Below are 25911 nucleotides of genomic sequence, written 5' to 3'. Positions count from 1 at the left end.
TTTAACTCTGTATCTTGTTCAAAACAGGTGCTGTTATCGCGGGGCAAGTATCCGATACCGTAATTGAGGAGCAGTAATTACGAGCCGCTGTTTCAGCTGCTTCCCTTGTTTTGGCATGTACCCGGGCCAATGGTTGTCGCGGGTCAATTATTGTTCCGACAGGTTGAATATGGCTGAAGCCAACCGAGTGATCTATCTGTTGCCCAGCTGCGGTTCGACCTCCACCGAGGGAGACGACGGCAAGCCCGATCTTCCGGCTATCCATAGCGCCAAGATAGCCTTCTGCATTCATGAATACATCTATTTCTACGGCTGCTTTGGTCAGATGTTTATCTGCTGTAGCGCAGAAATTTTTGGGACCTCCCAGACCGAGAACCATTTCGTCAAACTTTGCGAGAGCTGCGCCTGTTTCCAGCACTTCCTTGATCTTGTCTTCGGCTTCTTGAGGAGATCGGGCCAAACCACCAATCAGGAGGAGTTCAGCGCAGAGGGCCTTAACAATCTCATGCTGGTGACCATGATGATTTTCTCCGGAAAGGTACGTCACGGCCTCCTGAACTTCGAGGGCATTTCCTGCTGTTGTACCCAGAACCTGGTTCATATCAGTGATCAATGCAGAGGTCGGTAATCCGGCGCCAGCCGCAACATCTGTAATACTCTGGGCAAGGGCTTCTGCCATTTCGAATGACTTGGCAAAGGCACCACTTCCCGTTTTGACATCCATCACCAGTCCCTGCAGACCTGCGGAAAGCTTTTTGGAGAGAATTGAAGCCGTGATAAGGGGAATGGATTCCACTGTGGCAGTGATGTCCCTGATCGCATAGAATCGCTTGTCTGCCGGTGCAAGATTCGCAGTCTGCCCGACAATGGCACAGCCTGCCTTTCGGGTAACTTTCTTGAAGTGCTCGATACTTATGTCGGTTTTGTACCCGGGAATGGAATCCAGTTTGTCCAGTGTTCCACCCGTATGACCAAGTCCACGTCCCGAGATCATGGGAACAAAACCGCCACAGGCAGCAATAATGGGGGCAAGCATCAGGCTTAATTTATCGCCGACCCCACCGGTTGAATGCTTGTCGAGAACGGGTCCCAGATCTGAAAGTTCTTGCCAGGTAATCGTCTGGCCGGACGCGATCATGGCTTTAGTCAGGTCAATGGTTTCCGGAAGAGACATCCCCTTGAAAAAAATTGCCATGCCCAGTGCGGCTATCTGCCCTTCACTGACAGTTTCTGTGGTAATTCCCTGTACAAAGAAAGAGATTTCTTCCGGGGTAAGTTTTTCGCCTTCCCGTTTTTTTCGGATGATCTCTTGGGGAAGATACATCAATATCCGCCTTGTTCAGCCGCCAGTTCCTTGTGGCCAAGGATTGACAACAGATCATTCAGGAGGCCACTGGCACCAAAGCGGAAAGTTTCTGGCGAAATCCAATGTTCCCCCATGATTTTTGATGCCAGTTCCATATATTCTACAGCCTGTGCATGGGTGCGGATGCCGCCAGATGCCTTGAAGCCACAGGCTTTCCCGCTGTCGCGGATGGCCTCAAGCATTGTTTGTGCGGCTTCCAATGTTGCTGATACATCTGTTTTACCCGTCGAGGTTTTGATGAAATCGGCACCGGAAGAAATACTGGCCTGGCTTAGTTCATAAAGCTCGGCTTGGTTGGCAAAAGCCCCGCTTTCGAGAATAACCTTGAGGGAAACATTGGCACCACAAACGTCTTTGCAAGCTTTTACCAGGTCAGGAGAACTGGTTTTGTTTCCGGCAATCCACTCTTGATAAGGCACAACGACATCAACTTCGTTGCCGCCCAATTCGATAATTTTCCGGGTTTGCTGGATTGCGGCTTTCAGCCCTTCGTTTCCGGCGGGGAAGTTTGCGACTGCAGCAAAATTAACGCCGGTATTATCGAGGGTTTCACGGCATAGCGAAAGGAACTGCGGGTAGACACAAACGGCGGCAACATGTGCAAAAGGAGTAACGGCTTTTGCACAGAGTGTACGGATACTCTCTTTTGTGTCGCTCTCAGAGAGGCTGGTGAGATCAAGCAGACTCAGGGCAAGTTTTGCAGTATCAGTCATGTGTGTTTCCTAAATCTTCAAGATAGCAGCGTATCAGCTTGATCAGATTATCTGCTGCGATTTTCGCATTGCGCATTGTCTGCTCGTGGGTCAGCGCCGTGTCGCTCATACCTGCACCATAATTGGTGATAATCGAAAGAGCTGCGGTCGGGATCCCGGCCCGGCGAGCCAAAATGACTTCCGGTACTGTTGACATCCCGACAGCATCGGCGCCCAGAATTCCTGCGGCACGAATTTCTGCCGGAGTTTCAAAGTTAGGACCGGAGAACCACATATAAACCCCTTCATGCAGGGTCAGGTGCTGTTCCCGGGCCGTTTGCTTCAGGCGTTTTCTGATTGCAGGATCATAGGCATCCGTCAGATCGACAAAGCGGTCATTGCCTCTGGCGCCAATCAGGGGTGATAACCCTGAATAATTAATATGATCGGTAATCAGCATCAGACTGCCAGGGCCAGCGTCTTTATTTAAACTGCCTGCGGCGTTGGTCAGTATCAACTGAGGACATTCAAGCGCACGGATCACTTCAATCACGGTCAGCATACCACTTGCGTTACCATTTTCATAATAATGGCTCCGACCTTGAAAAACCAACACATCAACGCCATTGATCTGTCCCAGTGTCAGACTCCCGCTGTGGCCTTCGACTGAAGGGCGCGGGAACCCGGGGAGAGCTTCGTACGACAGAGTCGTCGGGTTCTCAACAGCTTCGACAAGAGGTCCCAAGCCGGATCCAAGGACAATTGCAACCTGGGGCTTGGTTCCCTGCAGGGCTGAGCGGATAATTTCTGTTGATTTTGTAATATCAGTCATGTGTCAGATTATGAGGGCCAAATGAATCAGGAAGCAGGTCGTCCATCGTATAGCTTTTACGAATGCCTTCGGGGCCACAGACATGGATCCGGGTTTGTTGTGTGGCAAACTCCCGGATTTTCTGTCGACAACCGCCGCAAGGCGTCACAAGCGCATCCCCTGATCCCATAACATAAATCTCGTTTATCTCTCTGTCGCCGCCCTGAACCATGGAGGCTATGGCACCAGCTTCAGCACAGGTCCCCAGAGGATAAGCCGCATTTTCGACGTTACAGCCGCTATAGCTTTTCCCGCTTTTGCTGAGGATGACTGACGCGACATGGAATTTTGAGTAGGGAGCGTAAGCCCGCTTCATGGTTTCGGTGAGGGTAGAGAGAATGTCGTCTTTGGTCATTCTATCGTTCCTTGACATAAGGGCGGCCAATGGCTTTGGGCGCAATGGCTTTGCCGATGAAGCCAGCCAGAAGAATCACTGTTAACACATAGGGGAGTGATTGCATCAACTGTACTGGAATTTGGCCAATGCCGGGGACAGAAACACCCTCCAGACGAAAGGCGAGAGCATTAAGAAAGCCAAAGAGAAGACAGGCTAAAAGCCCCGGAACCGGACGCCATTTGCCGAAAATCATCGCTGCCAGGGCGATATAACCTTGTCCGGCAGACATTTCACGGCCAAAAGCAGCGTTGTGAGCCGTGGAGAGATAGGCCCCTGCAATACCGCAGAGAATTCCGGCACAAATTACTGCCCTGTAACGGAGAAACGTCACCGAGATCCCCGCTGTATCAACAGCTTGAGGGTTTTCGCCGACGGCCCGTAGTCGCAAGCCAAATCGTGTCTTGTAGAGTATCCACCAGGTGAGGGGGACAGCAAGGAAGGCAACATAGACCAGAAGATTGTGACCGCTCAGCAATTCCGTGTAGATCGGGCCGAGAAAGGGAACTTCTCTGATGATCTCTGCTCCCGGGAGGGTGACAGGAGAAAAACGGGCGTCACCGCTGAGATTAGGTGTTTGTCCGCCTTGGTGGAACCAGGCAATACCAAAGGTAACAGTCAGTCCAGAGGCCAGTATATTGATGGCTAGTCCACTGACGACCTGGTTGCCTTTATGCGTGATACAGGCAAAGCCATGGAGTAAAGCCATAGCTATAGAAGTGAAAATGGCTGCTGTGAGACCAAGCATTGCCGATCCGCTGTAGGCCGCCGCTGCTGCAGCTGCAAAAGCACCGGCAAGCAGTTTTCCTTCCAGGCCGATGTCGATGATGCCTGATCTCTCTGAAAAAATCCCGGCCATGGCACAGAGGATAAGTGGCGTGGAAAGCCTCAGAGTGGAATCAAGGGTGGAAAGGGAAAGGAGAAAGAAATCGTCCATTATCTTACTCCACTACTGCTGTCTTGTTGTTTTGAGTAAAGTTGCTAAACAGCCGTTCCAGTGTCGGTCTGATCATAAGAGCAAGCGCACCGCAAAAAAGAATAACAAGGCCCTGAATTGTCGTTATCATTTCTTTTTGGATCGTTGGTATTTCAAAGGCCAGTTCTGCGCCTCCTTGATAGAGGGCACCAAACAGAAGACTTGCTATGATGATACCTATCGGATGGTTCCGCCCCATTAGCGAAACGGCAATCCCGGTGAAGCCGTATCCTGCTGTGAATTCAAGCAGGATGCGATGATGCACACCCATGATTTCGTTTATACCGACAAAGCTGGCCAGGGCCCCGGAAAGACACATGGTGCCGATAATAACCCGCTTGGTATCTATGCCGCTATATTGCGCGGCGTTTTCATTGTGTCCGAGCATACGGATGGCGTAACCCCAACGGGTGTGCCAGATAAAAAACCATACAAAAACAGAGGCAATTGCAGCCAGAACAATTGAAAGATTGAGAGGACTCCGAGTAATTTCAGCCCCAAACCAGGCGAAAATCTCGTGCATGAAGGGCAACCAGGCGGTCTCTTCAAAGACACGGCTTTCTGGTGATCCGGATCCGGGAGCGATCAGGATATTGACCAGAAGATAGTTCATCAACGCTGCGGCGATGAAGTTGAACATTATGGTGGTGATAACAATGTGACTGCCACGATAGGCCTGGAGATAGGCCGGGATGTAGGCCCAGGCCGCACCAAAGAGACCAGAGGCAATGATGGCAAGCGGCAAAATCAACCACAAGGGAAAATACTGATCAAGCAAAAGGCATAACAAGCCAACGCCCAGACCACCTATATAGGCCTGCCCTTCGCCACCAATATTGAACAGGCTGGCATGGAAAGCCACGGCAACAGCAAGACCGGTAAAGACAAAGTTTGTGGTGTAATACAGCGTGTAGCCAAGGGCTTCATCGTATCCAAAAGCACCATTAATCATAATTTTGACGGCTTCAATGGGATCTTCCCCAATAAGCCAGATGACAAATCCTGAAACCAGAAAAGCCAGAGAGATATTGATCAGCGGGATCAAGCCAACATCAATCCAGCCAGGCAGGTTCTTGTTTGGGCTGCTCATTCAGAAAGCTCCCCGGTCATTATTGTGTTATTTGAGGAATTTCTTTTTTCTTCCGCGCCAGCATTGCCCATTAACAAACCCAACTGGCAGGCATCAGCATCCTTGGCGGTAACCTCACCAACAATTCGGCCTTCAAACATCACGATAATGCGGTCACTGAGGGAAAGGACTTCTTCCAGTTCGACTGAAACCAGAAGAATGGCGCTGCCAGCATCCCGCATTTTTATCAGATTTTTATGGATGAACTCGATCGCGCCAATATCTACTCCACGGGTGGGCTGACCAACCAGCAAGATTTTGGGGGCGCGGTCCATTTCCCGGGCCAATACCAGCTTCTGTTGATTACCACCAGAGAAGTTGGCTGATTTCAGGTTGGGATCTTCGGGGCGAACATCGTATTCCTGCATTAGCTGGCGACAATGGTTTTCGACTGCTTTCTCGTTCATCAGAAAGGCGCCATTATAGGCGCTGTCTTCATGGTAACCCATGATGGCCACTTCTTTGGCGTCAAAAGCGGTGACCATACCCATTCGATGGCGGTCTTCCGGGACATGCGCGACACCAAACTCTCTGATTTCTTTGGCCGAGCTGGGGGAATCGGGGGTAATCTCACGATCCCCAATGGTAATACTGCCCTGATGGAGGGCACAGATACCACTCAGGGCTGCTAGAAGCTCTGTTTGGCCATTACCGGAAACACCGGCGATCCCGACGATTTCTCCGGCACGCAGGGTAAGTGACACATTGTCCAGTCGCAGAATGCCATCTTCATCCCTGTAACTAATCTCTTTTGCTTCAAGCAGGGTTTCCTGGGGAGTGGCCTCGTCTTTGGTGACCTCAAGCAATACCTTCCGGCCAACCATCAGTTCTGCGAGCTCGTTCTTTGACGTGTCTTTGGTTTCTCTTTCCGAAACCATAGTGCCTGCGCGCATAACGGATACCCGATCCGTGATCGCCATGATTTCCTGCAGTTTATGGGTGATCAGGATAATACTGACCCCACGGCTGCGGAGAATATCCAGGATTTTGAAGAGCTGTTCTGTTTCCTGTGGGGTGAGAACTCCTGTGGGTTCGTCAAGGATAAGAATTTCGGCTCCCCGATAGAGTGCCTTGAGAATTTCTACACGCTGTTGCAGGCCAACAGGAAGTTCACCTATCAATGCGTCAGGATCAACTGCGAGACTATATTCTTGCGAGAGCCTGAGCAGTTCATTTCTGGCTAGAGTACTGCTTTTGTTCAGCAGGCTGCCGCCTTCGGCGCCGAGCATCACATTTTCGAGAACAGTAAACGTTTCCACAAGCATAAAATGCTGGTGAACCATACCGATTCCAGCAGATATTGCGTCTTTAGAAGAACGAATATCCTGTTTTTTTCCGCAAATGAAGATATCCCCGGAATCGGCTTCGTAAAAGCCATAGAGAATGCTCATCAGTGTCGATTTTCCGGCGCCATTTTCGCCGATGATGCCATGGATGGTTCCCGGGAGAACTTTCAGGTCAACATCCTGATTGGCTTTTACCGGACCGAAACTCTTGCTTATACCCTTGAGTTCGATAGCGGGGGTTTTACTTGTGGTTGGGGGGGCTGCTTGCCCCCCCGCCACATCAGACCTGCTGGTCGCGATCTGTTCAACAGTCATGCGAAACCTAATATTATGGTTACGGATAAATCAGCGATTACAAGGAAGGACAGCTATTGTCTTCCATATAATCGTGAACAGAGATTTTACCGGCGACAATTTCTTCGCGTGCCTCTTTCACCTTGGCTGTCATTTCATCGGTGATCAAAGATTTGTTGTTCTCGTCAAGAGCCCAATCCACGCCGTTCTCAGCCAGACCAAGAGAAAGAATTCCCGGTTTCCATGTGCCTTCCATTGCGGTCTTGAAAGTATTATAGGCCGCAACATCAACCTGTTTTGTCATGGAGGTCAGCATCGTGCCGGGTTGAAGGTGGTTCTGGTTTGAATCGACACCGATTGCCAGTTTCCCGGCATCTTTGGCTGCCTGGTAAACACCAATTCCAGTTCCTCCGGCTGCAGCAAAAATGACGTCTGCCCCGCGGTCAAACTGGCTCTTGGCCAGTTCACTGCCTTTACCAGGGTCATTCCAGGCGGAGGGCGTTGTTCCGGTCATATTGCTCAGGACACTGGCATCGCCTTTGACATATTTTGCACCTTGCGCATATCCACAGGCAAATTTTTGGATCAGCGGAATATCCATGCCGCCGATAAAGCCTACTGTATTGGTTTCCGAAGCCATTGCAGCTAGAACACCAACAAGGAAAGATCCTTCGTGTTCCTTAAAGACAACGGACTGCACATTGGGAAGATCGACGACAGCATCGATAATTGTAAAGTGGATATCAGGGTATTCCTGAGCAACCTTTGCAATCGCTGCTTCCTGAGCAAAGCCAACGCCAATAATCGGGTTGGAGCCACGTTGGGCCATTTTACGAATGGCCTGTTCGCGCTGTGAGGGGTTTGTAACCTCAAATTCTTTGTATTCAATACCGGTTTCGGATTTGAATTTTTCAACGCCGTTGTAGACGCCTTCGTTAAAGGATTTGTCGAACTTGCCGCCCATGTCAAAGACAACGGCAGGTTTGATTTCATCTGCGTAAGAGGTTGCCGCAGCCATAGCAATGAGTGACGCAGCAGCCGTCTGGAACAGCTTCTTCATTGTGAGAGTCCCATCCCTGTTATTTTTCATTTCAAAAGTTGTCGTTACCGGATTCACACCGGAGTCCGGCGAATATGTTGATCTAAAAGACCGGAATATTCAACCAATCGTTCTCGTACAGGATAAAAATTTGTTCAGTTGGTCAAAATTTTTATTGGTTTAATTGCACTATTTTGTCGCTATTCAATAAATCATTAAGTTTGTTGATTTAAGGTAAGCAACGATTTTGGGGGTATTTGTTGGAGCCTGAATATGAATAAAATTGAGCCTAAGAAGGAATATGCAGCTGAACGGGGGGTTCGTCTCCGCAGGGGACTGCCACCTGATGCCGCTATTTCGAATATGCACCTTTTTGAGGCGATCAACGAACTTCGCCAGGAAATAACTGCGCTTAAGCAGTCCAATGTGGCCGTGCGTCCAACAGCAGAGACCGCTGCAGCAACAAAAAGTTTCAACGATGCCGAAGATGTGCGTCTTGAAATCGCGCAGATGGTCAGAATGATCGGCAAGACAAAAAAAGAAATTGCGGCAATCAAGCATCCTGATGATGTCGACAATCCTTTTGCCAAGTCAACTAATGAGCTTGATGCAATCGTCATGGCGACAGAGTCGGCGACAAACGCAATCCTGGATGCAAACGAGAAGATTGAACATATTGTCAATGAACTTTCCGGGTTGTTGCACGATGATACTGATGTGCAGACGGCTTGCGAAAAAATTGCCGGTAACGTGATCACGATTCTTGAGGCATCAAACTTTCAGGATATTACCGGTCAAAGGATGACCAAAATCATCAATACCTTGCGTTTTATCGAAGATCGTATCGTTGCCATGATCAATATCTGGGGTGTTGAAGCCTTTGTTGATTTGCCAGTAGGGGTCGAGGATGGACGCGATGGCGATGATCAGCTCATGAATGGTCCGGCTGCAGCCAACGAGGGGATTACCCAGGACGATATTGATGCGTTGTTTGATTAGAGAGATATAAGAAATAGAAGGCCTGGCGGACTGCTTCTGAAGTCAGAGATTTTGTCTGAAATGTCTTCCGGAAACGAGAAAAGCGGCAGAAATGCCGCTTTTCTCGCATCTATAAATCAGGTTTTATCTGTAATTCTGGTTTCCTGGGGCTCGCCCAGTTCTTCATCCAGCTGCTCTTTGATGATGGGCGATGAGCTCAGTTGAACAACAAAACCATCTGCTACATGCCGGATTACCCGACCCTCGAAACGTCCAAGACTGTCGACATGAATCTCGATCATCTTCTCGGTTTCTGGTCGCGCCTTTGTTTTAAAGCGTATTCCGCTTCCGGATATATCTTTGCATTCCGCTGGTTGCCAGGAATCGTCAAGAAGAACAAGAGCCTTCAGTTTCCGGGGATGGCGGGTGTAGTCGCGGCGATCTGCTGCGTTTGGTTCCATCTTCTCCCTCCTGTATGGCTTAAATCTGTTTCTTGCTTGTCCTGCTTATAACCTGATTTTGGTTTGCTACTGGTTAATTTTCTTATTCTGTCCGCTGGATCAGATGAAAGCCAAAAGCAGTTTCTACCAGATCACTTGTTTGGCCAGGTTCCATAGCAAAGGTAGCTTTTTCAAACTCGGGAACCATCATACCTGGGCCAAAATGACCGAGATCTCCGCCTTCCTGGGAAGAGGGGCAATCTGAATTTTCTTTTGCGAGCTCGGCGAAAGCAGCGCCATTATCGATCTGGTTTTTCAGATCAGTCATCAAGCTTTCAGCTTCGGCTTTTGTGCGGGTAGCAGTAGAACGCATTGATCCTTCGTACATGAGGAGGATGTGAGATGCGCGTACCTGGTCAGACATAATTTTTCTCCATAAAAAAAACCGCACGTTAGGCGGGGGACGATGCCCTGAACATAACGTGCGGATCTCAATGATCAATGGTGACTTTAAATTATGTTATATTAAATTTGTGCAGAACATCGGCGAGATCGTCACCAAAAGTGTTCCCCCGACGGATGACTCCGACATTCATGGGCAGGGCCTGCATGTCCGGGTGATCCGGTGTCAGGCTGGTGAGAACCGCAACATGGGTATTCCTGGTTGATGGCATTGCCTTGAGCGCACAAGCCAGATCAGCGCCGCCCAGTCGGGGCATAACCATGGAGGTGATAATCAGATCGGGGCGCGTATCCAGTACCATTGTGATGGCTTCAAGAGGGTCGGTTAGCGAAGTTACACGGTATCCGCAGGCCTCCAGCTCTCTTGCAACGACTTTCCCTGCTGTTTTCTGGGGAATGACCAGAAGGACCTCAGTGTTGGTGATTTCAATGTCTTCAACATTGAATGTACTTTTGTGCGGCATACTCCGCACAACTTCGGCAATGGTTGCCTGCGGGAGATCCTCGCCATCCAGCAGAGCAAGAATCCGGTCGCTATAAGTCTGGAGATCTTTAATGTGCTGTGGCTGGAGTTCCGTAACCCCGCCCAGATACTCATCCAGACGATGGGTTATGGCTGCAAAACCGGGAATACTTACTGACTTTGCTTTAAAGCGCAGGTTCGACGAATCCTGGACCAGTTTTTCAGCCGCCTTCTTGCCATCGATATGACCGGTCCGAACCTGTTGAAGTGTAAGCTCGAGATTGGAGGCGACATCCCTTGCTTCATCAAGCATTTCGCTTTCGGCAAGTTTGTCTGCTTCTTCTTCGCTGATCACTGAACCTGATTTATTACTCATCAATCTACCACCTAAATATTCATAATATTTCCAGCACAAGATAACCCCAATGGGTTAATGCTCTGCTAAAATACCTTGATCTGGCTAGATTTTTTAAGAAGACCGGGCTTCTTTAATTTTTACAACTCCAGGGAAAAGGCGCGTTTGCATATCTGGGGCGGGGAGATACTGATGCTTCGTAAAAAAACAGGCTGCCATACTTCATTGATGCCAGCCTGTTTTTGGGAAACTGTCTTTGCCTTTATTAAGAACTTTATTAAGAACCGGAATAAAGAGTTTCCGGAGAAACCGTGACGCCCATGATTTCTTTAATCGTACCTTTGGCATCTACGGATCTATAAAAACAACTGCGTCTGCCTGTGTGACAAGCAACTCCGTGCTGCCTGACTTTAACCAGAATAGTATCACCGTCGCAGTCAATCAGGAAATTCACCAGATCCTGATGCTGTCCTGATGTCTCCCCTTTTTTCCATAGGTTTTTCCTGGAGCGGGACCAGTAGCAAACTCTGCCACTCTGGAGTGTTTCACGTATGGCCTCGGCATTCATCCAGGCCATCATGACGACATCCCCTTTTTCATGATCTTGTGCAATGGCAGGAACAAGTCCCTGCTCATCAAATTTGATCTGGGCAAGAATTGTTACCAGTGTAGCGTCGTCTATTTTTGTCGGCACAAGTTGTTATCCTTCAGTTTCGGACCTTTGGGTCCAGATCATTCTAACGGGATCTTTGACCAAATCCTTGTTATCTGACCATTCTTTTAAAGCCGGCTTCGAGATCGCGAATAAGATCGTCTGTGTCTTCAAGGCCGATATGAAGCCGGAGCAGGGGGCCTTCTGCTGACCATTTGGTTGCTGTACGAATTGAACTTGGATTACTTGGCAGTATCAGACTTTCGTACCCGCCCCAACTATATCCGATACCGTATAGATCCAGATCATTTACCATGGCATTGACCGCAGCTTTATCTACTGGATTGAGGATAATGCTGAAGAGACCCGAGGCACCGGTCATGTCGCGTGACCAGAGAGCATAACCAGGATCTTCAGGAAGGGCAGGGTGGAGAACGCGGGAAACTTCGGGGCGCTGTTGAAGCCATCTGGCAATCTCAAGCGCGCTTTCCTGATGCTGGCGAAGGCGTACAGCCATTGTTCTCAAGCCGCGTTGTGCCAGATAAACATCATCCGGGCCAGAACATTGGCCGAGATGAAAGGTGGTTTCCTTTATTTTCTGGTAACAGGATTCTGTCGTTACAATCAGCCCAAGCATCGCATCGGAATGGCCGACGATGTATTTGGTTCCCGCGTGAACAGAGATGTCCACGCCGAGATCAAAGGATTTGCAAAACAGAGGTGTCGCCCAGGTGTTGTCCATCATAACAAGGATGCCTTTGTTATGTGCAGCCTGTGAAATTGCAGGAATATCCTGCATTTCAAAGCTGTGCGAACCTGGAGCTTCGGTAAAGATAAGTCGAGTATTTTCTTTGATGAGAGACGATATATTTCCTCCGATCAGCGGATCATAATATGTCGTTTCTACGCCCATTCTTTTAAGTACATCGTTGCAGAAGAAGCGGGTCGGAGCATAAACAGAATCTGTAACCAGTATATGATCGCCAGACTGAACAACACTGAGAATGGCTGTGGTTATTGCCCCAAGGCCTGAGGAAACGGCAAAAGCGCCGTACCCCCCTTCCAGTTCTGCAATTGCATTCTCCAGGGAGAAAATAGTAGGCGTCCCCTGGCGGCCATAATTGAGCGTTCCCTTTTCAAACTTGATTGCCGCCCGTGTCTCCATTTCCTCGACGGTGTCAAAGAGGATGGTCGATGCATGATATACAGGGGGGTTAACCACGCCGTAGTTCTGTTGAGGATCACGTCCAAGCTGTGTCACTCGGGTCGTTTGGGAAAATTTTTTGGAGGGGTCTTTTGATGAAGCTGTACCAGTCATGCGTGCTCTCGGGAGAATATACTAAGGGGAGTCATTTTGATGCAGCATCCTTTCTGGCATCGGTCTTGGCAAGCGTTGTGTCGTTTTTTTGCGCCCCGTTTTGCAAAAATATCAGAGTCTTTATCTCTGAAAAAGTGGCTGATGCGGGAATCCTCAGATGGTGGTGTTAGACATAAAAAGGTCTCTAATAGAAGAAATTAACCATAACTGGGGCGCGAAAAAGATTTTCAGGAAAAGAAAATTTTAAAGATAATTATCTGGTTTTGTCTCTAGTCTTTTGATTTTTAATAAAAAAATGAAATCAAGAAAAAATTGTATCCTGACAAAGCAAAAAAGGCGGTTTTCGGAAAGGCTTGTTTAGGTTACTGGTATGGGTATGTTTATTACGTCGGCGATCAAGTCGTATGCCGGTAACGAACAAAATCGGGGCAACTAGATCCTGACGCATTAAACAAAAATAAACGTGTTAAACAGCAGGGAAGACACAAAAAATGAAATTCGGAAAAGTCCTTTTTGCGGCTGCAGCAGCCACAGCGATGTCCACAGCAGCTCAGGCTGGTACTCTAGATGACGTCAAAGCAAAAGGCTTCCTTCAGTGTGGCGTAGCAACACCATTGCCTGGTTTTGCTGCTCCTAACGCTCAGAACGAGTGGGAAGGTCTTGACGTTGACGTATGCCGCGCCGTTGGAGCAGCTGTCTTTGGTGATGCTTCCAAAGTAAAATATACTCCTACCACTTCTAAAGAGCGTTTCACCGTTCTTCAGGCTGGTGAAGTTGATATGCTTTCCCGTAACACCACCTGGACATTCTCCCGTGATGTCAACCTTGGCTTCGAGTTCACTGGTGTGAACTATTATGACGGTCAGGGCTTCATGGTTAACAAAAGTCTCGGTGTTTCCAGCGCGACTGAACTCGACGGAGCTTCTGTTTGTGTTCAGACCGGTACAACAACCGAGCTGAACCTTGCCGATTACTTCCGCTCCAAAGGCATGAGCTACGAGACTGTTCCTGTAGCTACTGCTGAAGAAGGCGCAAAAGTATATGATGAAGGTCGTTGTGACGTTTACACAACTGATGCTTCCGGCCTTTACTCACTGCGTTCGACGCTGTCAGCACCAGCTGATCAGATCGTTCTTCCAGAAATTATTTCCAAAGAGCCTCTCGGTCCTCTGGTACGTCATGGCGATCAACAGTGGGGCGATATTTCCCGCTGGTCTCTGAACGCAATGATCATTGCTGAAGAACTTGGTGTTACATCTGCGAATGTTGATGAAATGCTTTCTTCCGAGAACCCAGAAATCCTGCGTCTTCTCGGTGCTGAAGGTAACATGGGCGAGCAGCTTGGTCTGGATGCTAAATGGGCATACAACATCGTCAAGCAGGTTGGTAACTATGGTGAATCTTTCAAGAGAAACCTTACCGACTCTCTGAACATCGAGCGTGGTATCAACGCTCAGTGGAAAGATGGTGGTCTGCTTTACGCTCCTCCAATGCGCTAAGTCGAGATATTAAAGCCTGATTATATCTGGATGCAGGGCTGCCTTGTTGCAGCCCTGCTACAGATAGTCAGGCTTTAATTTTATAAAATAAAAATAAGCATTTAGGAGGCAGTATGTCGGCTGAAACTGCACAAAATGCCCGTGGGTCGGGTGGAGCTTCGCTCCTATCGGATCAGCGATTCAGATCGCTTTTCTTTCAGGCTCTTGTAATAGGTCTGTTTGGCGCTTTTCTGTTATTCATCATCCTCAACACTGCAACAAATATTGAAAAACGCGGTATCAGTACCGGTTTTGATTTTCTTGGAGTGCCTGCTGGATACGATATCGCCATTTCCCCATTCTTTGAATTCAAGGCGACAGATACCCATGGCACGGTTTTCTGGGTGGGGCTTTTAAACACACTAATGGTTTCCATTCTGGGGATATTTGCGGCGACGATCCTGGGGGTTATTCTCGGGGTGCTTCGGCTTTCTCCAAACTGGCTTATCAACCGAATTGTCTACTGTTATGTCGAAGTAACACGGAACGTACCGCTGCTGTTGCAGATCCTGCTCTGGTATTCAATCTTTCTTGGGTTGCCATCAGTACGGCAGAGCATCTCTATCTGGGATACCTTTATTCTCAACCAGCGCGGCCTGATTGTACCTGAACCGATCCCAACAGCAGGCTTTATGCTGGTTCCAATTTGTCTGGTCATTGCCATAGTCGGCAGTTTCCTCTTTTCAAAATGGGCTCACAAAAAGCAGGATGAAACAGGTAAAATCTATCCCGTTTTGATGACCAGTATCGTGTCAATCCTTGGGTTGCCAATACTGGCGTTTATTGTTGCCGGCTTTCCTCTCGAGTTTTCCTATCCAGAGCTCAAAGGTTTCAATTTTCAGGGTGGTCTTTCAATCAAGCCTGAATTTACGGCCCTCTGGTTTGCGCTGACGCTTTATACCGCGGCCTTTATTGCAGAGACAGTTCGTTCCGGGATTCAGTCTGTTTCCCATGGGCAGACTGAGGCTTCTGAAGCTCTCGGGCTGAAACCCAGCTGGACTATGCGACTGGTAATACTGCCGCAGGCCTTGCGGGTGATCATTCCACCAATGACCAGCCAGTACCTCAACCTTACAAAAAACTCCTCCTTGGCTGTTGCTATCGGTTATCCCGATATCGTCCAGTCATTTGGTGGGGTGACGTTAAACCAGACAGGGCAGGCTATTGAAGTTATTTTCATTACGATGTTGGTGTACCTGACAATCAGTCTGGTAATCTCGGCATTTATGAACTGGTACAACAGCCGTGTTCGCCTGGTGGAAAGATAGGAGGGGCAGATGAGTAGTTTAACTGACCAAAAATATGCTCCTGGTGAGCATCCGGATCTTCCGCCTCCACCTGGCTCTATCGGCGTGGTTGGATGGTTGAGGCACCGATTGTTTTCAAGTGTTGGCAATACAATCCTCACAATCCTTGCCTTCTTTTTTCTATACAAGGTTGGCAATGCGGTTATCTTCTGGGTTTTCACAGGGGCGACCTTTACGGGTGATACTCAGGATGCCTGTACCCAGGGTGGCGCTTGTTGGCTGGTGATCGGAGATCGCTTCCATCAGTTTATGTATGGACTTTATCCACAAGAAGAATATTGGCGCGCTAATATTGTTTTTGTCCTGATGGTTTTTGCTATCGCACCACTGCTGTTTGATAAACTTCCGCATCGCGGAATGTTTCTGATCTTTTCCGCCCTGTTTCCCTTCGCAGCATTCTATCTGTTGAGTGGTGGCTGGGGACTTGAAACGGTTGATACCGCGAACTGGGGCGGGATGCTCCTGACGCTCGTACTTGGTATTACGGGAATTGTTGCCTCTTTGCCGATCGGTATTTTACTGGCACTGGGGCGTCGGTCAAACATGCCGATTGTCAGAACACTCTGTGTTTGTTTTATCGAATTCATTCGTGGTGTGCCTTTGATCACCATTCTGTTCATGGCATCAAACATGTTGCCGCTGTTCCTGCCCGAAGGTGTGAACTTCGACAAGTTGTTACGTGCCCTGATTGGTGTGGCTTTGTTCTCTTCTGCCTATATGGCAGAGGTTATTCGTGGCGGTTTGCAGGCTATTCCCAAAGGGCAGTACGAAGGTGCTGATGCGATGGGGCTGAGTTACTGGCAGTCCATGCGTCTGATTATCCTTCCTCAAGCCCTGCGCATTGTTATTCCAGGAATCGTGAATACCTTCATCGGTCTTTACAAGGATACAACGCTGGTTTCAATCATTGGTCTTTTCGATCTGCTTGGTATTGCGCAGGTTGCTGTTGCCGATGTCAAATGGCGCGGTCTTGCGCCAGAGACCTATGCCTTTATTGCATTGTTGTTCTTCATTTCCTGTTTCTCAATGTCGCGCTACAGCCTCTGGCTTGAGAATAAACTGCACACTGGCCATAAAAGATAAGGAGCGCGTGTTAACATGAGCAACACGAATGTCCAAACTTCAAAGAAAACAGATGAAGTGGCTATCCAGTTAAAGGGTGTTCACAAGTGGTATGGCCAGTTTCATGTCCTTAAGAACATCAACCTGACTGTTGGTCGCGGGGAACGCATCGTGATTTGTGGACCTTCCGGGTCAGGGAAATCAACGATGATCCGTTGTATTAACCGTCTCGAGGAACACCAGCAGGGCGATATTATTGTTGATAATATCGAACTGACGGGGAACCTTAAAAATATCGAAGCAATCCGTCGCGAAGTGGGAATGTGCTTTCAGCACTTCAATCTTTTCCCGCACCTGACTGTTTTGGAAAACTGCACACTTGCGCCGATTTTTGTGCGCAAGATGCCGAAGAAAGAAGCAGAAGAAATCGCGATGCATTATCTTGAGCGTGTGAAGATTCCGGAGCAGGCAGACAAGTATCCTGGCCAGCTGTCCGGTGGGCAGCAGCAACGCGTTGCAATTGCACGTTCATTGTGTATGAACCCGCGCGTTATGTTGTTTGATGAGCCAACATCTGCACTTGATCCAGAGATGATTGCTGAAGTGCTTGATACAATGATCGAGCTGGCGGATACCGGCATGACCATGATTTGTGTAACCCATGAAATGGGCTTTGCCCGCAAGGTTGCTGACCGGGTCATCTTTATGGACGCAGGCGAGATCATTGAGGAAAACAAACCGGAAGAGTTCTTCAACAATCCGCAATCTGACCGGACGAAAAAGTTCCTGAGCCAGATTTTGGCCCACTAGACAATCTTTCGGTTGTTTCAAGTAGAACGGCTGCCGGTGGCAGCCGTTTTTTTATTCCGATTATCTGTTGCCACATGTTCCTGTAGTATATTCTTGGGCCTTTCTCATTGAAGGATGGCTATAATCTGTATCTTGATCAGGGTTCTATCGTGAAAAATATCCATCTTCCGGGCTTTTGGGCAGCCTTAATCGCTGCTTTTTTCCTTGCTTCTGAAGTTGCATTCGCTGGCGAGATCCGAGATGACGTTGAAGACAGGCGATATCTGCGCTGCGGGTATGAAAAGAAAATACTCCCCTTTTCAAAAAAAGATCATCTGGCTGATTTTGCCCAGGAATTGTGCCAGGCATTTGCACTTGCGCTTTTCAGGGATAAAGATGCCTTGAAAAGCGTGACGATCCCTGCAGGAGAAGGAGAAGCTTATCTGCAGGGGCAACGGGTCGATCTTTTGATGCTGTCCCCGAGCCAGAAAGAAAAACCAGCCCAGCTGATGGCGGCACCACTGATTGGTAACCGGTTGACGGTGATGAGTCTGTTTGGGCAAAAAACAGCAGGAGCCCTTGCCGGTAAACGTATCTGTACCCTGTCTCGGCCAGAGTACCGGAGCGGCTTGGCTGTGTTTAGCCAAAAACAGCAGATTAGTTTTAGTGTTGTTGCCTATAAGACAGCTGCTGAACTTCAAGATTCCATCTTGAAACTCGGTTGTACTGCAGTTGCACTCCCTGCTGTTGAGCTGGCCGATTTGCGCAAAGCTATTCGCAGAACATTTCCCCGTCCCCATGTCTGGGAGACAATTTTATCTGGCGGATCTCTGGGTATTGTCGTTGATACAGAAGATCGGGAGTGGCTCAATATTGCCCGTTCGTTCGGGTATGTCTTATTGCAGGCCGAAGTTCTTGGTCTGACAGCCGACAATGTTGACAATACAGCTGCCGTTACACGGAATTCGGTGCTTCTGACCATGCTGGGGATGGAAGGGGATTTGGGAAGCTCACTTGGACTTGATCGACAATGGGCATATCGGGTCATCCAGAGCCACGGTAATTATGGCGAAATTTATAACCGTTATCTTGGAGACGGCAAAGGGCTTGTCCTGGACAAGAAATCCGAAGAGTTGTTGAATGACGAAAGCCTGTTAACGGCTCCGCGGCTTTAATACAGATTTATCCGTCAGTTCCCGGTTGAAAAGAAGGAAGAGATATCAGTCGGGGATCCGAGATTGATTTTGTTTTTTGCTCAACGGGCGTGAATCCACATCGCTGGTAAAGTCCCAAAGCTTTGGGATGGTCTAACGTACAGGTGTTGACGATCAGTTTTTCCGGCGCATAACTCCAGGCGATATCAATCACGGCAGACAAAAGATAGGGTCCCAGCTTGCAGCCGGTAAATTCCGGGATGAGCCCCATATAGGCAAGTTCAATTACGGGTTCTTTTCTGCGATCAAGTTCTGCATAGCCTGCAGGAACGCCTTCAAAATAGAGCACATATATCTCTACAGCTTCATCGGTGATAATGCGTTTTAATTCCTCGTCTGACATGACGCGGCGTTCCCACCAGAGCCAGGGAGAGCCAACTGTATTATAGAGATAGCGATAAAACGAGGTGGTAGGTTTACAGGCTTTGAGCAGCGATGTCTTGTTGTTGTGGGGGGAATTGAGCATCAATTGCTGTGGGCGAGTATGCATTTCAAGATAGGTGATTGTTACATCAAGAAACCCATCAGCTGTACTTCCTGGGGTGATTTTTTTGGGGGGCATCTTAAACTCGCTTTGCCTGATCAGCTATTGTCACTGTTTATGAAAATGGTATGGCAAAATTATTTGTCACGCTTTTTCTCTTCGGCACGCCAGCGCTCTTCAAGAAACCTTTGCCAGCCAAACTGTGATAATACGGCAGGAAGCATGGCGCCAAAATATTGGGGACCTCTTTCTTTTACGGGGCGGTTAACCACCCGATAGGCCACAATGAAACTTATCGTACCAAAGATCACAGCTCCCATGGCCTGACCGGCAATTATGCCTTTGGCTCCGGCATAATAGTCACCTAACCAGATGAAGGGAACCGTACCAAGTGTTGCTTTCCCCCAATTGGCAAAGGTTGACCAGGTGGCCAAATTTATATTGTTGAAGGTTGCATTGGCAATGAACTGAGCGCCAGTAAAGATGAAGCTCCAGGAAACAAATATACAGAAAAATGTTACCAGTTCAGCGCTTGATCCAGTGAGGCTGAACAGTTCGCCAATCTGACTAGCAGAAAGAGCCATCAGGATCGAGGTGGCAAAAACCACAACTGTGATAACCAACAGAGAGCTTTTGAGAGAGTCCTGCACCCTACTTGTAGCGCCTGCACCTATATTTTGCCCGACGATGGGGCCTATCGCTGCCGAGAGGGCAAATACTGCCCCAAAAGCGAAAGGTATGATCCGGCTTATGATCGCTAGGCCAGCAACGGCATCTGAGCCATGGTGGGCAACAGATGTGGTTACGTAGGAGTTTGCAAAGGGTGTTGCCAGACTGGTGAGAGCGGCGGGGATGGCTATTCTGCTAATGGCAAGGATATCACTATACAATCCTCCCTGTGGCCAGAAAACAGAGGCTCCCATATATCGACTCAGATTTACTGCAGCGATTGCGACCATCACCAAGCGAGCAATCAAGGTGGCGGTGGCCGCACCTTCGATATGCATATCCAATGTAAAGATCAGAAAAGGGTCGAGCAGTGCATTTATAACACCCGCAGCAACCGTGGAGATCATCGAAGCCTTGGCCTCGCCAATAGCGCGGAGCACAGCCCCCATAGACATACCAATGGCGATCACGGGAAGGGATGGCACAATGATCTGCATGTATCTGATGCCGTAGTCGAGGGCCTGGCCTTCTGCCCCGACCAACATCAGAAGTTCTTTGGTATAGAAGAACACGGGCAGGGCGATAAGGCCCATCAGTATAAAAGAAACAGCAAGCCCGTTAAAAACTGTCCGCCTGGCCTGATCGCTCCGGCCTTCACCGATTACACGGGCCACCACGGCCGCCAGACCAATGGAGAGGCCGATGCTGATGGAAAAAACAAAGAAGGTAATGGCCCCGGAAAAACCAACAGCAGCGGCAAGAGCTTCCTCCCCCAGAAGGCTAATAAAATACATGTCTGCCAGCTCGACAAAGAAAATTGACATCAGGCCAATTGATGTTGCTGCGGTCATGGAAATGACATGCCGAAGGATGCTCCCGGAGATAAAACGGGCGCTTAATGTCTGGGGCTGCTGTGGGGAGGCAGGTTTCATAAGTAACCGATAGTGCGGACGGACAAAACGATCGAAGGAGACGTAGAAAAAATCTTACGGTCTGGTTTCGACAGGTGTTTCTCCTTCGAGCCCCCATTCGGACCAGGAGCCGTCATAGAGGGAGACCGCTTTGTGTCCGGTAAGTTCCAGCCCGAGGGAAAGCACCGCTGCGGTGACGCCGGATCCGCAAGAGGTAATGACGGGTTTGCTGTAATCCACACCGGCCTTTTCAAATAACTCTTTCAATTCGCTCACGGCCTTGAGGCTGCCGTCTTCCTGATGGAGACGGGTGAAAGGCAGGTTCAGGCTTCCCGGGATATGGCCAGAGCGCAGACCGACTCTCGGCTCTGCTACTGAGCCGCTAAAGCGTTCAGCTGCGCGGGCGTCTAGAACCTGCTCTCGTCCTGTTGTCAGGTTGCGCAGGATTTGTTCCTTGTCACGGACAAGGAAGTTATTGAATCGGGGGGTGAAATGACGTTCTTCCGGGTAAACTCTGTTGTCGTCGACAGGCCGGAATTCCTTGAGCCATTTGGGGAGGCCACCATCAAGAACCGCGACATCCCGGTGTCCAAACAGTTTGAACATCCACCAGACCCGTGCTGCACTGAAGAGCCCCCGCTGGTCATAAACAATAATCCGGTTGCCGTCACCCAGCCCAAGCTTTCGTACCCTGGAAGCAAATTTTATTTCTGAAGGCAGCATATGGGGCAGAGAACTGTCGTCTGCGCAGATATCATCAATATCGAAGAAGACTGCCTTTTCTATATGACTGGCCTGGTAGAGTTCCCGGGCATTTTTGTTCTCGTTGGGGAGGTAGTAGGTCGCGTCGACAACTCTGACATCCGGGGCAGAGAGGTGATCTTGTAGCCATTGTGTTGAAACCAGGGGCGACAGGCCGTCGTGCATTTTTGTTGTTCCTTATTCTTAATTCGTGCTGGCGAGAGGTTAGTCCGCAAAAGTCAGGTTGATGCGGCGGTTCTGTTTGCCCTTGTTTTCAATTTTGCCGATCTTGATCAGACCTATCTCTCCGGTACTTTTCACATGTGTTCCACCACAGGGCTGAAGATCGACAGATGCACCAATCTTGACCAGACGAATCTTTCCAGACCCTCTTGGTGGGGCAACAGACATGGTTCGTACCAGAGAAGGATTGGCATCAAGCTCCTGATCACTGATCCAGTCCTGGGTGATCGGATGATCTTCTTCTATCAGTCTGTTTACGCTTGCCTCGAGGCTTTCCTTGTCTATCTGTGTATCAGGCAGGTTGAAATCCAGTCGGCCTTTGCTGGCACTGATCTGTCCACCGGTAACATCACCGACAACTGACGCGCAGAGAAGGTGCAGGCAGCTGTGTATTCTCATGTGCCCGTAACGATAGTCCCAGTCCAGCTCTGTTATTACATTTGTTCCGACAGCGGGGAGGGGAGCGTCCTCCTTCAGTATCAGGATGATGTCCTCATGGCTTTCGCCTTTTCTGGCTTCGATGATCTCAATACGATCGCCTGTTTCCGTTTCGATCCAGCCGCGATCACCAGGTTGGCCCCCACCTGTGGGATAAAAAATGGATTTGTCCAGGCGGACAATACCTTCCTGAGCGTAGGTTACTGTGGCGCGGCAGGATTTCAGATAGGCATCCTTGTAAAATAAAAGCTCCATGGATTCCTCGGGTAGGTAAAAAGATATGAGTACATCCGCGAGCCAGAGCTGTTGGATACTGTTGGCAACATAAGAAGCGGAAAAGTTATCATGCGATCTGCTGAAGGTGTAGCGTTAATCCCCAAAAAAATGGTGCGTTTTTATTCTTTCCAGCACCGTAGAAACAACAAAGGCTGCAATGATGCAGCCTTTGTTAAGCGGTGTCGGGTGATGATTTTTTTGATCAGGAGACCCATTTGGGCACTGGAAAGCCGTGTTCCTTCAGGAAGGCTGCATTATAGAGCTTGCTGGTATAGCGGGTTCCCAGATCACAGAGCATCGTAACTATCGTATGGCCGGGTCCCATTTGACGTGCCAGCGCCATGGCCCCGGCAATGTTGATGCCGCTGGAGCCGCCAAGGCAGAGGGCCTCTTCTTCAAAGAGTTTGAAAATCAGAGGAACGGCTTCGGCGTCACTGATGCGGAAGGCTTCGTCAATCACTGCACCTTGCAGGTTGGCGGTAATGCGTCCCTGTCCGATGCCTTCTGTAATAGAGGAGCCTTCGGATTTGAGTTCACCGTGTTTGTAGTAGTTGAACAGGGCTGCGCCATGAGGATCAGCCAGGCCAATCACCACATCCTTGTTGTGCTCTTTCAGACCCATGGAAACGCCAGCAAGTGTACCGCCGGTCCCAACCGCACTGACATAACCATCAATCTTGCCGTCTGTCTGTTTCCAGATTTCCTGTGCGGTGGTTTCGATATGCCCCTGACGGTTCGCCACATTGTCGAACTGATTGGCCCAAATCACCCCATTGGGTTCGCTGCCAGCCAGCTCTTGCGCCAGGCGCTGCGAGTAGTGAACGTAGTTGTTGGGATCCTTATAGGGGGCAGCCGGGACCTCGTAGAGATCTGCGCCACAAAGACGCAACATGTCCTTTTTTTCCTGAGACTGGGTTTCAGGAATAACAATCGCGCAGCGATAGCCACGGGCTCTGGCTACAAGGGCCAGACCAATGCCGGTATTCCCTGCAGTGCCTTCAACGATGACACCGCCTGGTTTGAGTATGCCCTTTTCTTCCGCATCCTTGACGATAGCCCAGGCGGCGCGATCTTTAACGGATCCGCCGGGGTTGAGAAACTCGGCTTTGCCCAGGATTTCACAGCCAGTCTCTTCCGAAGCCCGCTTGAGGCGTATAAGAGGTGTGTTCCCGATGCTTTCGATAAAACCGTTGCGAATGTCCATCTTTGTCATCCATTGGTATGGGTTATTGATTTATTCAAATTGTTATAAACGATTATCGTCTTAACGTCTGTCATGGCTTGGTATTTTTTCATGTGCCATTGCTGTGCAGCTGGTCAAACTCTATTGCCATTCTTTGACGAGCTGTTTTTGGTTGAGTTCGAGCCATTGAAGGGCAATAGCCGTGATGGCGTTGGTAATGGCTCCTTCCCGCATGAGCTGGAACGCATCTTCTGCTTTTATCATGTGGGTGCGAATGTCTTCACCTTCTTCTTCCAGGCCATAGGAACTGCGCTGTTCTTGTCGCAGTGTTTCTCCACAGAACAGGGTAATTGTCTCTGAACTGCCGCCGGGCGTCATCAGGAAAGTTCCGATTTTCTTTAATCTGCCAAGGTCACAGCCAGCTTCTTCCTGAGCCTCACGGTGGCTCATGTTTTCGGGCGTTTCGTTCTCCTCGATAATCCCGGCAATGACTTCAAGCAACCAGGGGGGCATGGAGGCAGCCAGCGCGCCAGCCCGAAACTGTTCGATCAGAATAATCTCACCGGTTTTGGGATCAAAAGGCAAAACCGCCGCAGCATGACCGCGTTCAAAAACTTCGCGGGTGATTTCCCCGGATAACCCGCCGTTAAACAGGCTGTGACGGAATCGATAGCGGTCAATACGAAAATACCCCTGGAAAGGGGTGGTTTTCTCGATGACCTCTATTGTTCCCGTTGTATTCATTGTTCCGGTTTCAATAACATTCGTTTTCACATTCGTTTTCATGGGATGAAACTATGGCCTAGCAGATTAAATTACAAGATGTAGTGTGAAAATAAATTATTAACACAAAATTAGTGTTGTTATTGGTTTATGGTAAAATTAATCCTTTGCATCCGCGCAAGTCAGCGCCTGAGAGATTGGCCGTGCGCAGATCTGCTCCGGTGAAGTCAACATCCAGGCATCTGGTGTGAGAGAGATCGGTATCGGTGAGGTTCGCAAGGCGAAGACGGGCACCAGAAAGATCCGCATGGCTGAGGTCGGCGTTTTCCAGGTCTGCCTGATCAAGGCATGCGTTTTTCAGATTAGCAGCAACCTTTTGCCCCTGCGTCCCAAGAATGACCATGGGGGAAAGACGGGCATGGCGCAGGCTGGCCCCGGTCAGATTGGCATTTTCAAGTTTGATGCCCCGCATGTCAGTGTCGCTGAAATCGCTGTTCAGGGCCATGGCATGGGTCAGGTTGGCCATATTGAGGCGACTGGCAAGAAAGGTACAGTTTGACAGGTTGCTAAAGGACAGTTCTGCGGCCTGCAGGTTAATGCCGGCAAAGTCAGTTGCTTGCAGATCATATTTGGTCAAATCAGCCTGTCGGCCCTTTTGCCCAAGCGAATTGATCCAGAGCAGATGACTTTCAAGCAGTTCCCGCAAGGTATGGTCGAGTGTCTCCAGGCTGCGGGGGAGGCTTGTATTGGTCGTGTTCGCATAGCCCAGGTCATTGTTGCTGAAATGGGCGGCAGTAAGATCTGCCCCTTCCAGATTGGTGTTGTTCAGCATTGCACCACTCAAATTGGCGCCATGAAAGACACAACCACTGAAATCTGCATTGGTCAGGTTGGCGCCAATAAAGATCGAACCGCTTACATCTGAATTAGACATGACAGCATCAGTCAGATCAGCGTTGCGAAAATTAACGTTGGTCAGGTTGGTTCTTCGACCGATTACGCGTCCCAGCTTTGCATCGCTCAGATCTGCGTCTTTAAGGTTTATCCCATCGAAACTGGTTGCCTCGTCATTCTTGACCGGCAGGTAGGTTCCATCAGGTTTGCGGATAAGGATAAAGCCATTTCTTACATCTGCCGCAGCAAGTGACGCATTCTCGAGATCCGCATTCTCCAGGCAAACGCCGCGCAGGTCACTTTTGACCAGAGAGCAGCCTTTCATGTTTGCATTCGCAAGATTGGCACCAAAAAGGTTGACACGCGCCAGGCTGGTTTTTTGGAAATTGGCTTCTACGAGTTCAGCCCCGACCATTTCGGCTGTATCCAGGATCTGTTCGGAAAACTTTAATTTCCGGGCATTTTTGAAAGAAAGAAAAAGGCGGGTGCCGCCATTTCTGCCATCCAGGTATTTACGGTGGAGCGCAATGGCATCGTCAACCCAGATCTGGTTGACCCGCTCATGTGTGCCTTTCTGCTCATCCTTCATTCAATAATCCGTTCACTTGGCTTGTCGTGAAGCCGTCCCACTGGCAAGTGTAAGGCTATTAGAGGCGCTGAGGAAGTGTTAAGCTGTTGGCTGGTCAGTAATTCAACTGATTTTGAACTATTTTTGCTGTTTACA

The 25911-nt window shown here is 49.2% G+C and carries 26 protein-coding genes; 6 read left to right on the top strand and 20 right to left on the bottom strand.

What is annotated here, in order from left to right; all coding sequences use genetic code 11:
* Position 1: 1 nt before the first annotated feature.
* The 8 genes from deoA to O4H49_RS17900 are packed head-to-tail and all read right to left on the bottom strand — an operon-like array spanning position 2 to position 8068.
* Positions 2-1324, bottom strand: a complete 1323-nt coding sequence (deoA, locus tag O4H49_RS17935; protein WP_269424820.1) for a thymidine phosphorylase — start codon at positions 1322-1324, stop codon at positions 2-4.
* On the bottom strand, positions 1324-2079 hold the full coding sequence (gene deoC / locus O4H49_RS17930) for a deoxyribose-phosphate aldolase (RefSeq protein ID WP_269424819.1): 756 nt from the start codon (positions 2077-2079) through the stop codon (positions 1324-1326). The genes deoA and deoC overlap by 1 nt, the downstream gene beginning before the upstream one ends.
* Positions 2072-2890, bottom strand: a complete 819-nt coding sequence (locus tag O4H49_RS17925) for a purine-nucleoside phosphorylase (RefSeq protein ID WP_269424818.1) — start codon at positions 2888-2890, stop codon at positions 2072-2074. The genes deoC and O4H49_RS17925 overlap by 8 nt, the downstream gene beginning before the upstream one ends.
* Positions 2883-3284, bottom strand: coding sequence for a cytidine deaminase (gene cdd / locus O4H49_RS17920; protein WP_269424817.1), 402 nt, complete (start codon positions 3282-3284; stop codon positions 2883-2885). Before cdd ends, O4H49_RS17925 begins: the two co-directional genes overlap by 8 nt.
* A 1-nt stretch (position 3285) precedes the next feature.
* A complete protein-coding gene (locus tag O4H49_RS17915) occupies positions 3286-4260 on the bottom strand; it encodes an ABC transporter permease (protein WP_269424816.1) in 975 nt (324 codons plus the stop codon).
* A gap of 4 nt (positions 4261-4264) precedes the next feature.
* Entirely contained in the window at positions 4265-5389 is a 1125-nt protein-coding gene (locus O4H49_RS17910) for an ABC transporter permease (RefSeq protein WP_269424815.1), read from the bottom strand.
* A complete protein-coding gene (locus tag O4H49_RS17905; RefSeq protein WP_269424814.1) occupies positions 5386-7029 on the bottom strand; it encodes an ABC transporter ATP-binding protein in 1644 nt (547 codons plus the stop codon). Before O4H49_RS17905 ends, O4H49_RS17910 begins: the two co-directional genes overlap by 4 nt.
* 37 nt (positions 7030-7066) lie before the next feature.
* Positions 7067-8068, bottom strand: coding sequence for a BMP family lipoprotein (locus O4H49_RS17900; RefSeq protein WP_269424813.1), 1002 nt, complete (start codon positions 8066-8068; stop codon positions 7067-7069).
* A gap of 252 nt (positions 8069-8320) precedes the next feature.
* Between O4H49_RS17900 and O4H49_RS17895 the strand changes: the two genes are divergently transcribed.
* Positions 8321-9046 carry a protein phosphatase CheZ gene (locus tag O4H49_RS17895; protein ID WP_269424812.1) on the top strand — a complete coding sequence of 242 codons (726 nt, stop codon included), beginning with the start codon at positions 8321-8323 and terminating at the stop codon, positions 9044-9046.
* A gap of 116 nt (positions 9047-9162) precedes the next feature.
* Here the strand turns inward: O4H49_RS17895 and O4H49_RS17890 are convergent, their stop codons facing one another.
* The 5 genes from O4H49_RS17890 to metC all read right to left on the bottom strand — a co-directional run bounded on the left by O4H49_RS17890 (position 9163) and on the right by metC (position 12715).
* A complete protein-coding gene (locus tag O4H49_RS17890; protein ID WP_269424811.1) occupies positions 9163-9486 on the bottom strand; it encodes a PilZ domain-containing protein in 324 nt (107 codons plus the stop codon).
* An 82-nt stretch (positions 9487-9568) separates the two neighbouring features.
* Positions 9569-9889 carry a peptidylprolyl isomerase gene (locus O4H49_RS17885; protein ID WP_269424810.1) on the bottom strand — a complete coding sequence of 107 codons (321 nt, stop codon included), beginning with the start codon at positions 9887-9889 and terminating at the stop codon, positions 9569-9571.
* A gap of 91 nt (positions 9890-9980) precedes the next feature.
* The gene (locus O4H49_RS17880; RefSeq protein WP_269424809.1) at positions 9981-10766 is read right to left on the bottom strand and encodes a response regulator; all 786 of its coding nucleotides are present in this window, start codon (positions 10764-10766) and stop codon (positions 9981-9983) included.
* 256 nt (positions 10767-11022) lie between these two features.
* On the bottom strand, positions 11023-11439 hold the full coding sequence (hisI, locus tag O4H49_RS17875) for a phosphoribosyl-AMP cyclohydrolase (protein ID WP_269424808.1): 417 nt from the start codon (positions 11437-11439) through the stop codon (positions 11023-11025).
* 70 nt (positions 11440-11509) lie between these two features.
* Positions 11510-12715 (bottom strand): cystathionine beta-lyase, encoded by a 1206-nt coding sequence (gene metC, locus O4H49_RS17870; RefSeq protein ID WP_269424807.1) that lies wholly within the window; start codon positions 12713-12715, stop codon positions 11510-11512.
* A gap of 491 nt (positions 12716-13206) precedes the next feature.
* Here metC and O4H49_RS17865 point away from each other — a divergent pair, with 491 nt between their 5' ends.
* The 5 genes from O4H49_RS17865 (at position 13207) to O4H49_RS17845 (ending at position 18586) form a co-directional block, all read left to right on the top strand.
* Positions 13207-14214: an amino acid ABC transporter substrate-binding protein gene (locus O4H49_RS17865; RefSeq protein WP_269424806.1), complete on the top strand. Its 1008-nt coding sequence runs from the start codon at positions 13207-13209 to the stop codon at positions 14212-14214.
* A 113-nt stretch (positions 14215-14327) separates the two neighbouring features.
* Positions 14328-15521, top strand: a complete 1194-nt coding sequence (locus tag O4H49_RS17860) for an amino acid ABC transporter permease (RefSeq protein ID WP_269424805.1) — start codon at positions 14328-14330, stop codon at positions 15519-15521.
* A 9-nt stretch (positions 15522-15530) separates the two neighbouring features.
* The gene (locus tag O4H49_RS17855) at positions 15531-16643 is read left to right on the top strand and encodes an amino acid ABC transporter permease (protein WP_269424804.1); all 1113 of its coding nucleotides are present in this window, start codon (positions 15531-15533) and stop codon (positions 16641-16643) included.
* A 15-nt stretch (positions 16644-16658) separates the two neighbouring features.
* Positions 16659-17432 carry an amino acid ABC transporter ATP-binding protein gene (locus O4H49_RS17850; RefSeq protein ID WP_269424803.1) on the top strand — a complete coding sequence of 258 codons (774 nt, stop codon included), beginning with the start codon at positions 16659-16661 and terminating at the stop codon, positions 17430-17432.
* A 149-nt stretch (positions 17433-17581) separates the two neighbouring features.
* Positions 17582-18586: a hypothetical protein gene (locus O4H49_RS17845; RefSeq protein WP_269424802.1), complete on the top strand. Its 1005-nt coding sequence runs from the start codon at positions 17582-17584 to the stop codon at positions 18584-18586.
* A gap of 7 nt (positions 18587-18593) precedes the next feature.
* Here O4H49_RS17845 and O4H49_RS17840 read toward each other — a convergent pair whose 3' ends face one another.
* From O4H49_RS17840 to O4H49_RS17810, 7 genes are all read right to left on the bottom strand, one after another.
* Complete coding sequence (locus O4H49_RS17840; RefSeq protein ID WP_269424801.1) at positions 18594-19187, bottom strand: GNAT family N-acetyltransferase; 594 nt, start codon at positions 19185-19187, stop codon at positions 18594-18596.
* 59 nt (positions 19188-19246) lie between these two features.
* Positions 19247-20710 (bottom strand): MATE family efflux transporter, encoded by a 1464-nt coding sequence (locus O4H49_RS17835; protein ID WP_269424800.1) that lies wholly within the window; start codon positions 20708-20710, stop codon positions 19247-19249.
* A gap of 54 nt (positions 20711-20764) precedes the next feature.
* Entirely contained in the window at positions 20765-21616 is an 852-nt protein-coding gene (gene sseA, locus O4H49_RS17830; protein ID WP_269424799.1) for a 3-mercaptopyruvate sulfurtransferase, read from the bottom strand.
* Positions 21617-21655: 39 nt separating this feature from the next.
* Positions 21656-22366 (bottom strand): alanyl-tRNA editing protein, encoded by a 711-nt coding sequence (locus tag O4H49_RS17825; RefSeq protein WP_269424798.1) that lies wholly within the window; start codon positions 22364-22366, stop codon positions 21656-21658.
* 223 nt (positions 22367-22589) lie between these two features.
* Positions 22590-23591: a cysteine synthase A gene (locus tag O4H49_RS17820; RefSeq protein ID WP_269424797.1), complete on the bottom strand. Its 1002-nt coding sequence runs from the start codon at positions 23589-23591 to the stop codon at positions 22590-22592.
* Positions 23592-23711: 120 nt separating this feature from the next.
* Positions 23712-24344 (bottom strand): NUDIX domain-containing protein, encoded by a 633-nt coding sequence (locus O4H49_RS17815; RefSeq protein WP_269424796.1) that lies wholly within the window; start codon positions 24342-24344, stop codon positions 23712-23714.
* A 97-nt stretch (positions 24345-24441) separates the two neighbouring features.
* Positions 24442-25776 (bottom strand): pentapeptide repeat-containing protein, encoded by a 1335-nt coding sequence (locus tag O4H49_RS17810; RefSeq protein ID WP_269424795.1) that lies wholly within the window; start codon positions 25774-25776, stop codon positions 24442-24444.
* Positions 25777-25911 lie beyond the last annotated feature (135 nt).

Source organism: Kiloniella laminariae (assembly GCF_027214005.1).
GTDB lineage: Bacteria > Pseudomonadota > Alphaproteobacteria > Kiloniellales > Kiloniellaceae > Kiloniella > Kiloniella laminariae_A.
The sequence above is the reverse complement of the archived record's forward strand: the minus strand, read 5'-3'. Positions and strand labels throughout refer to the sequence as shown.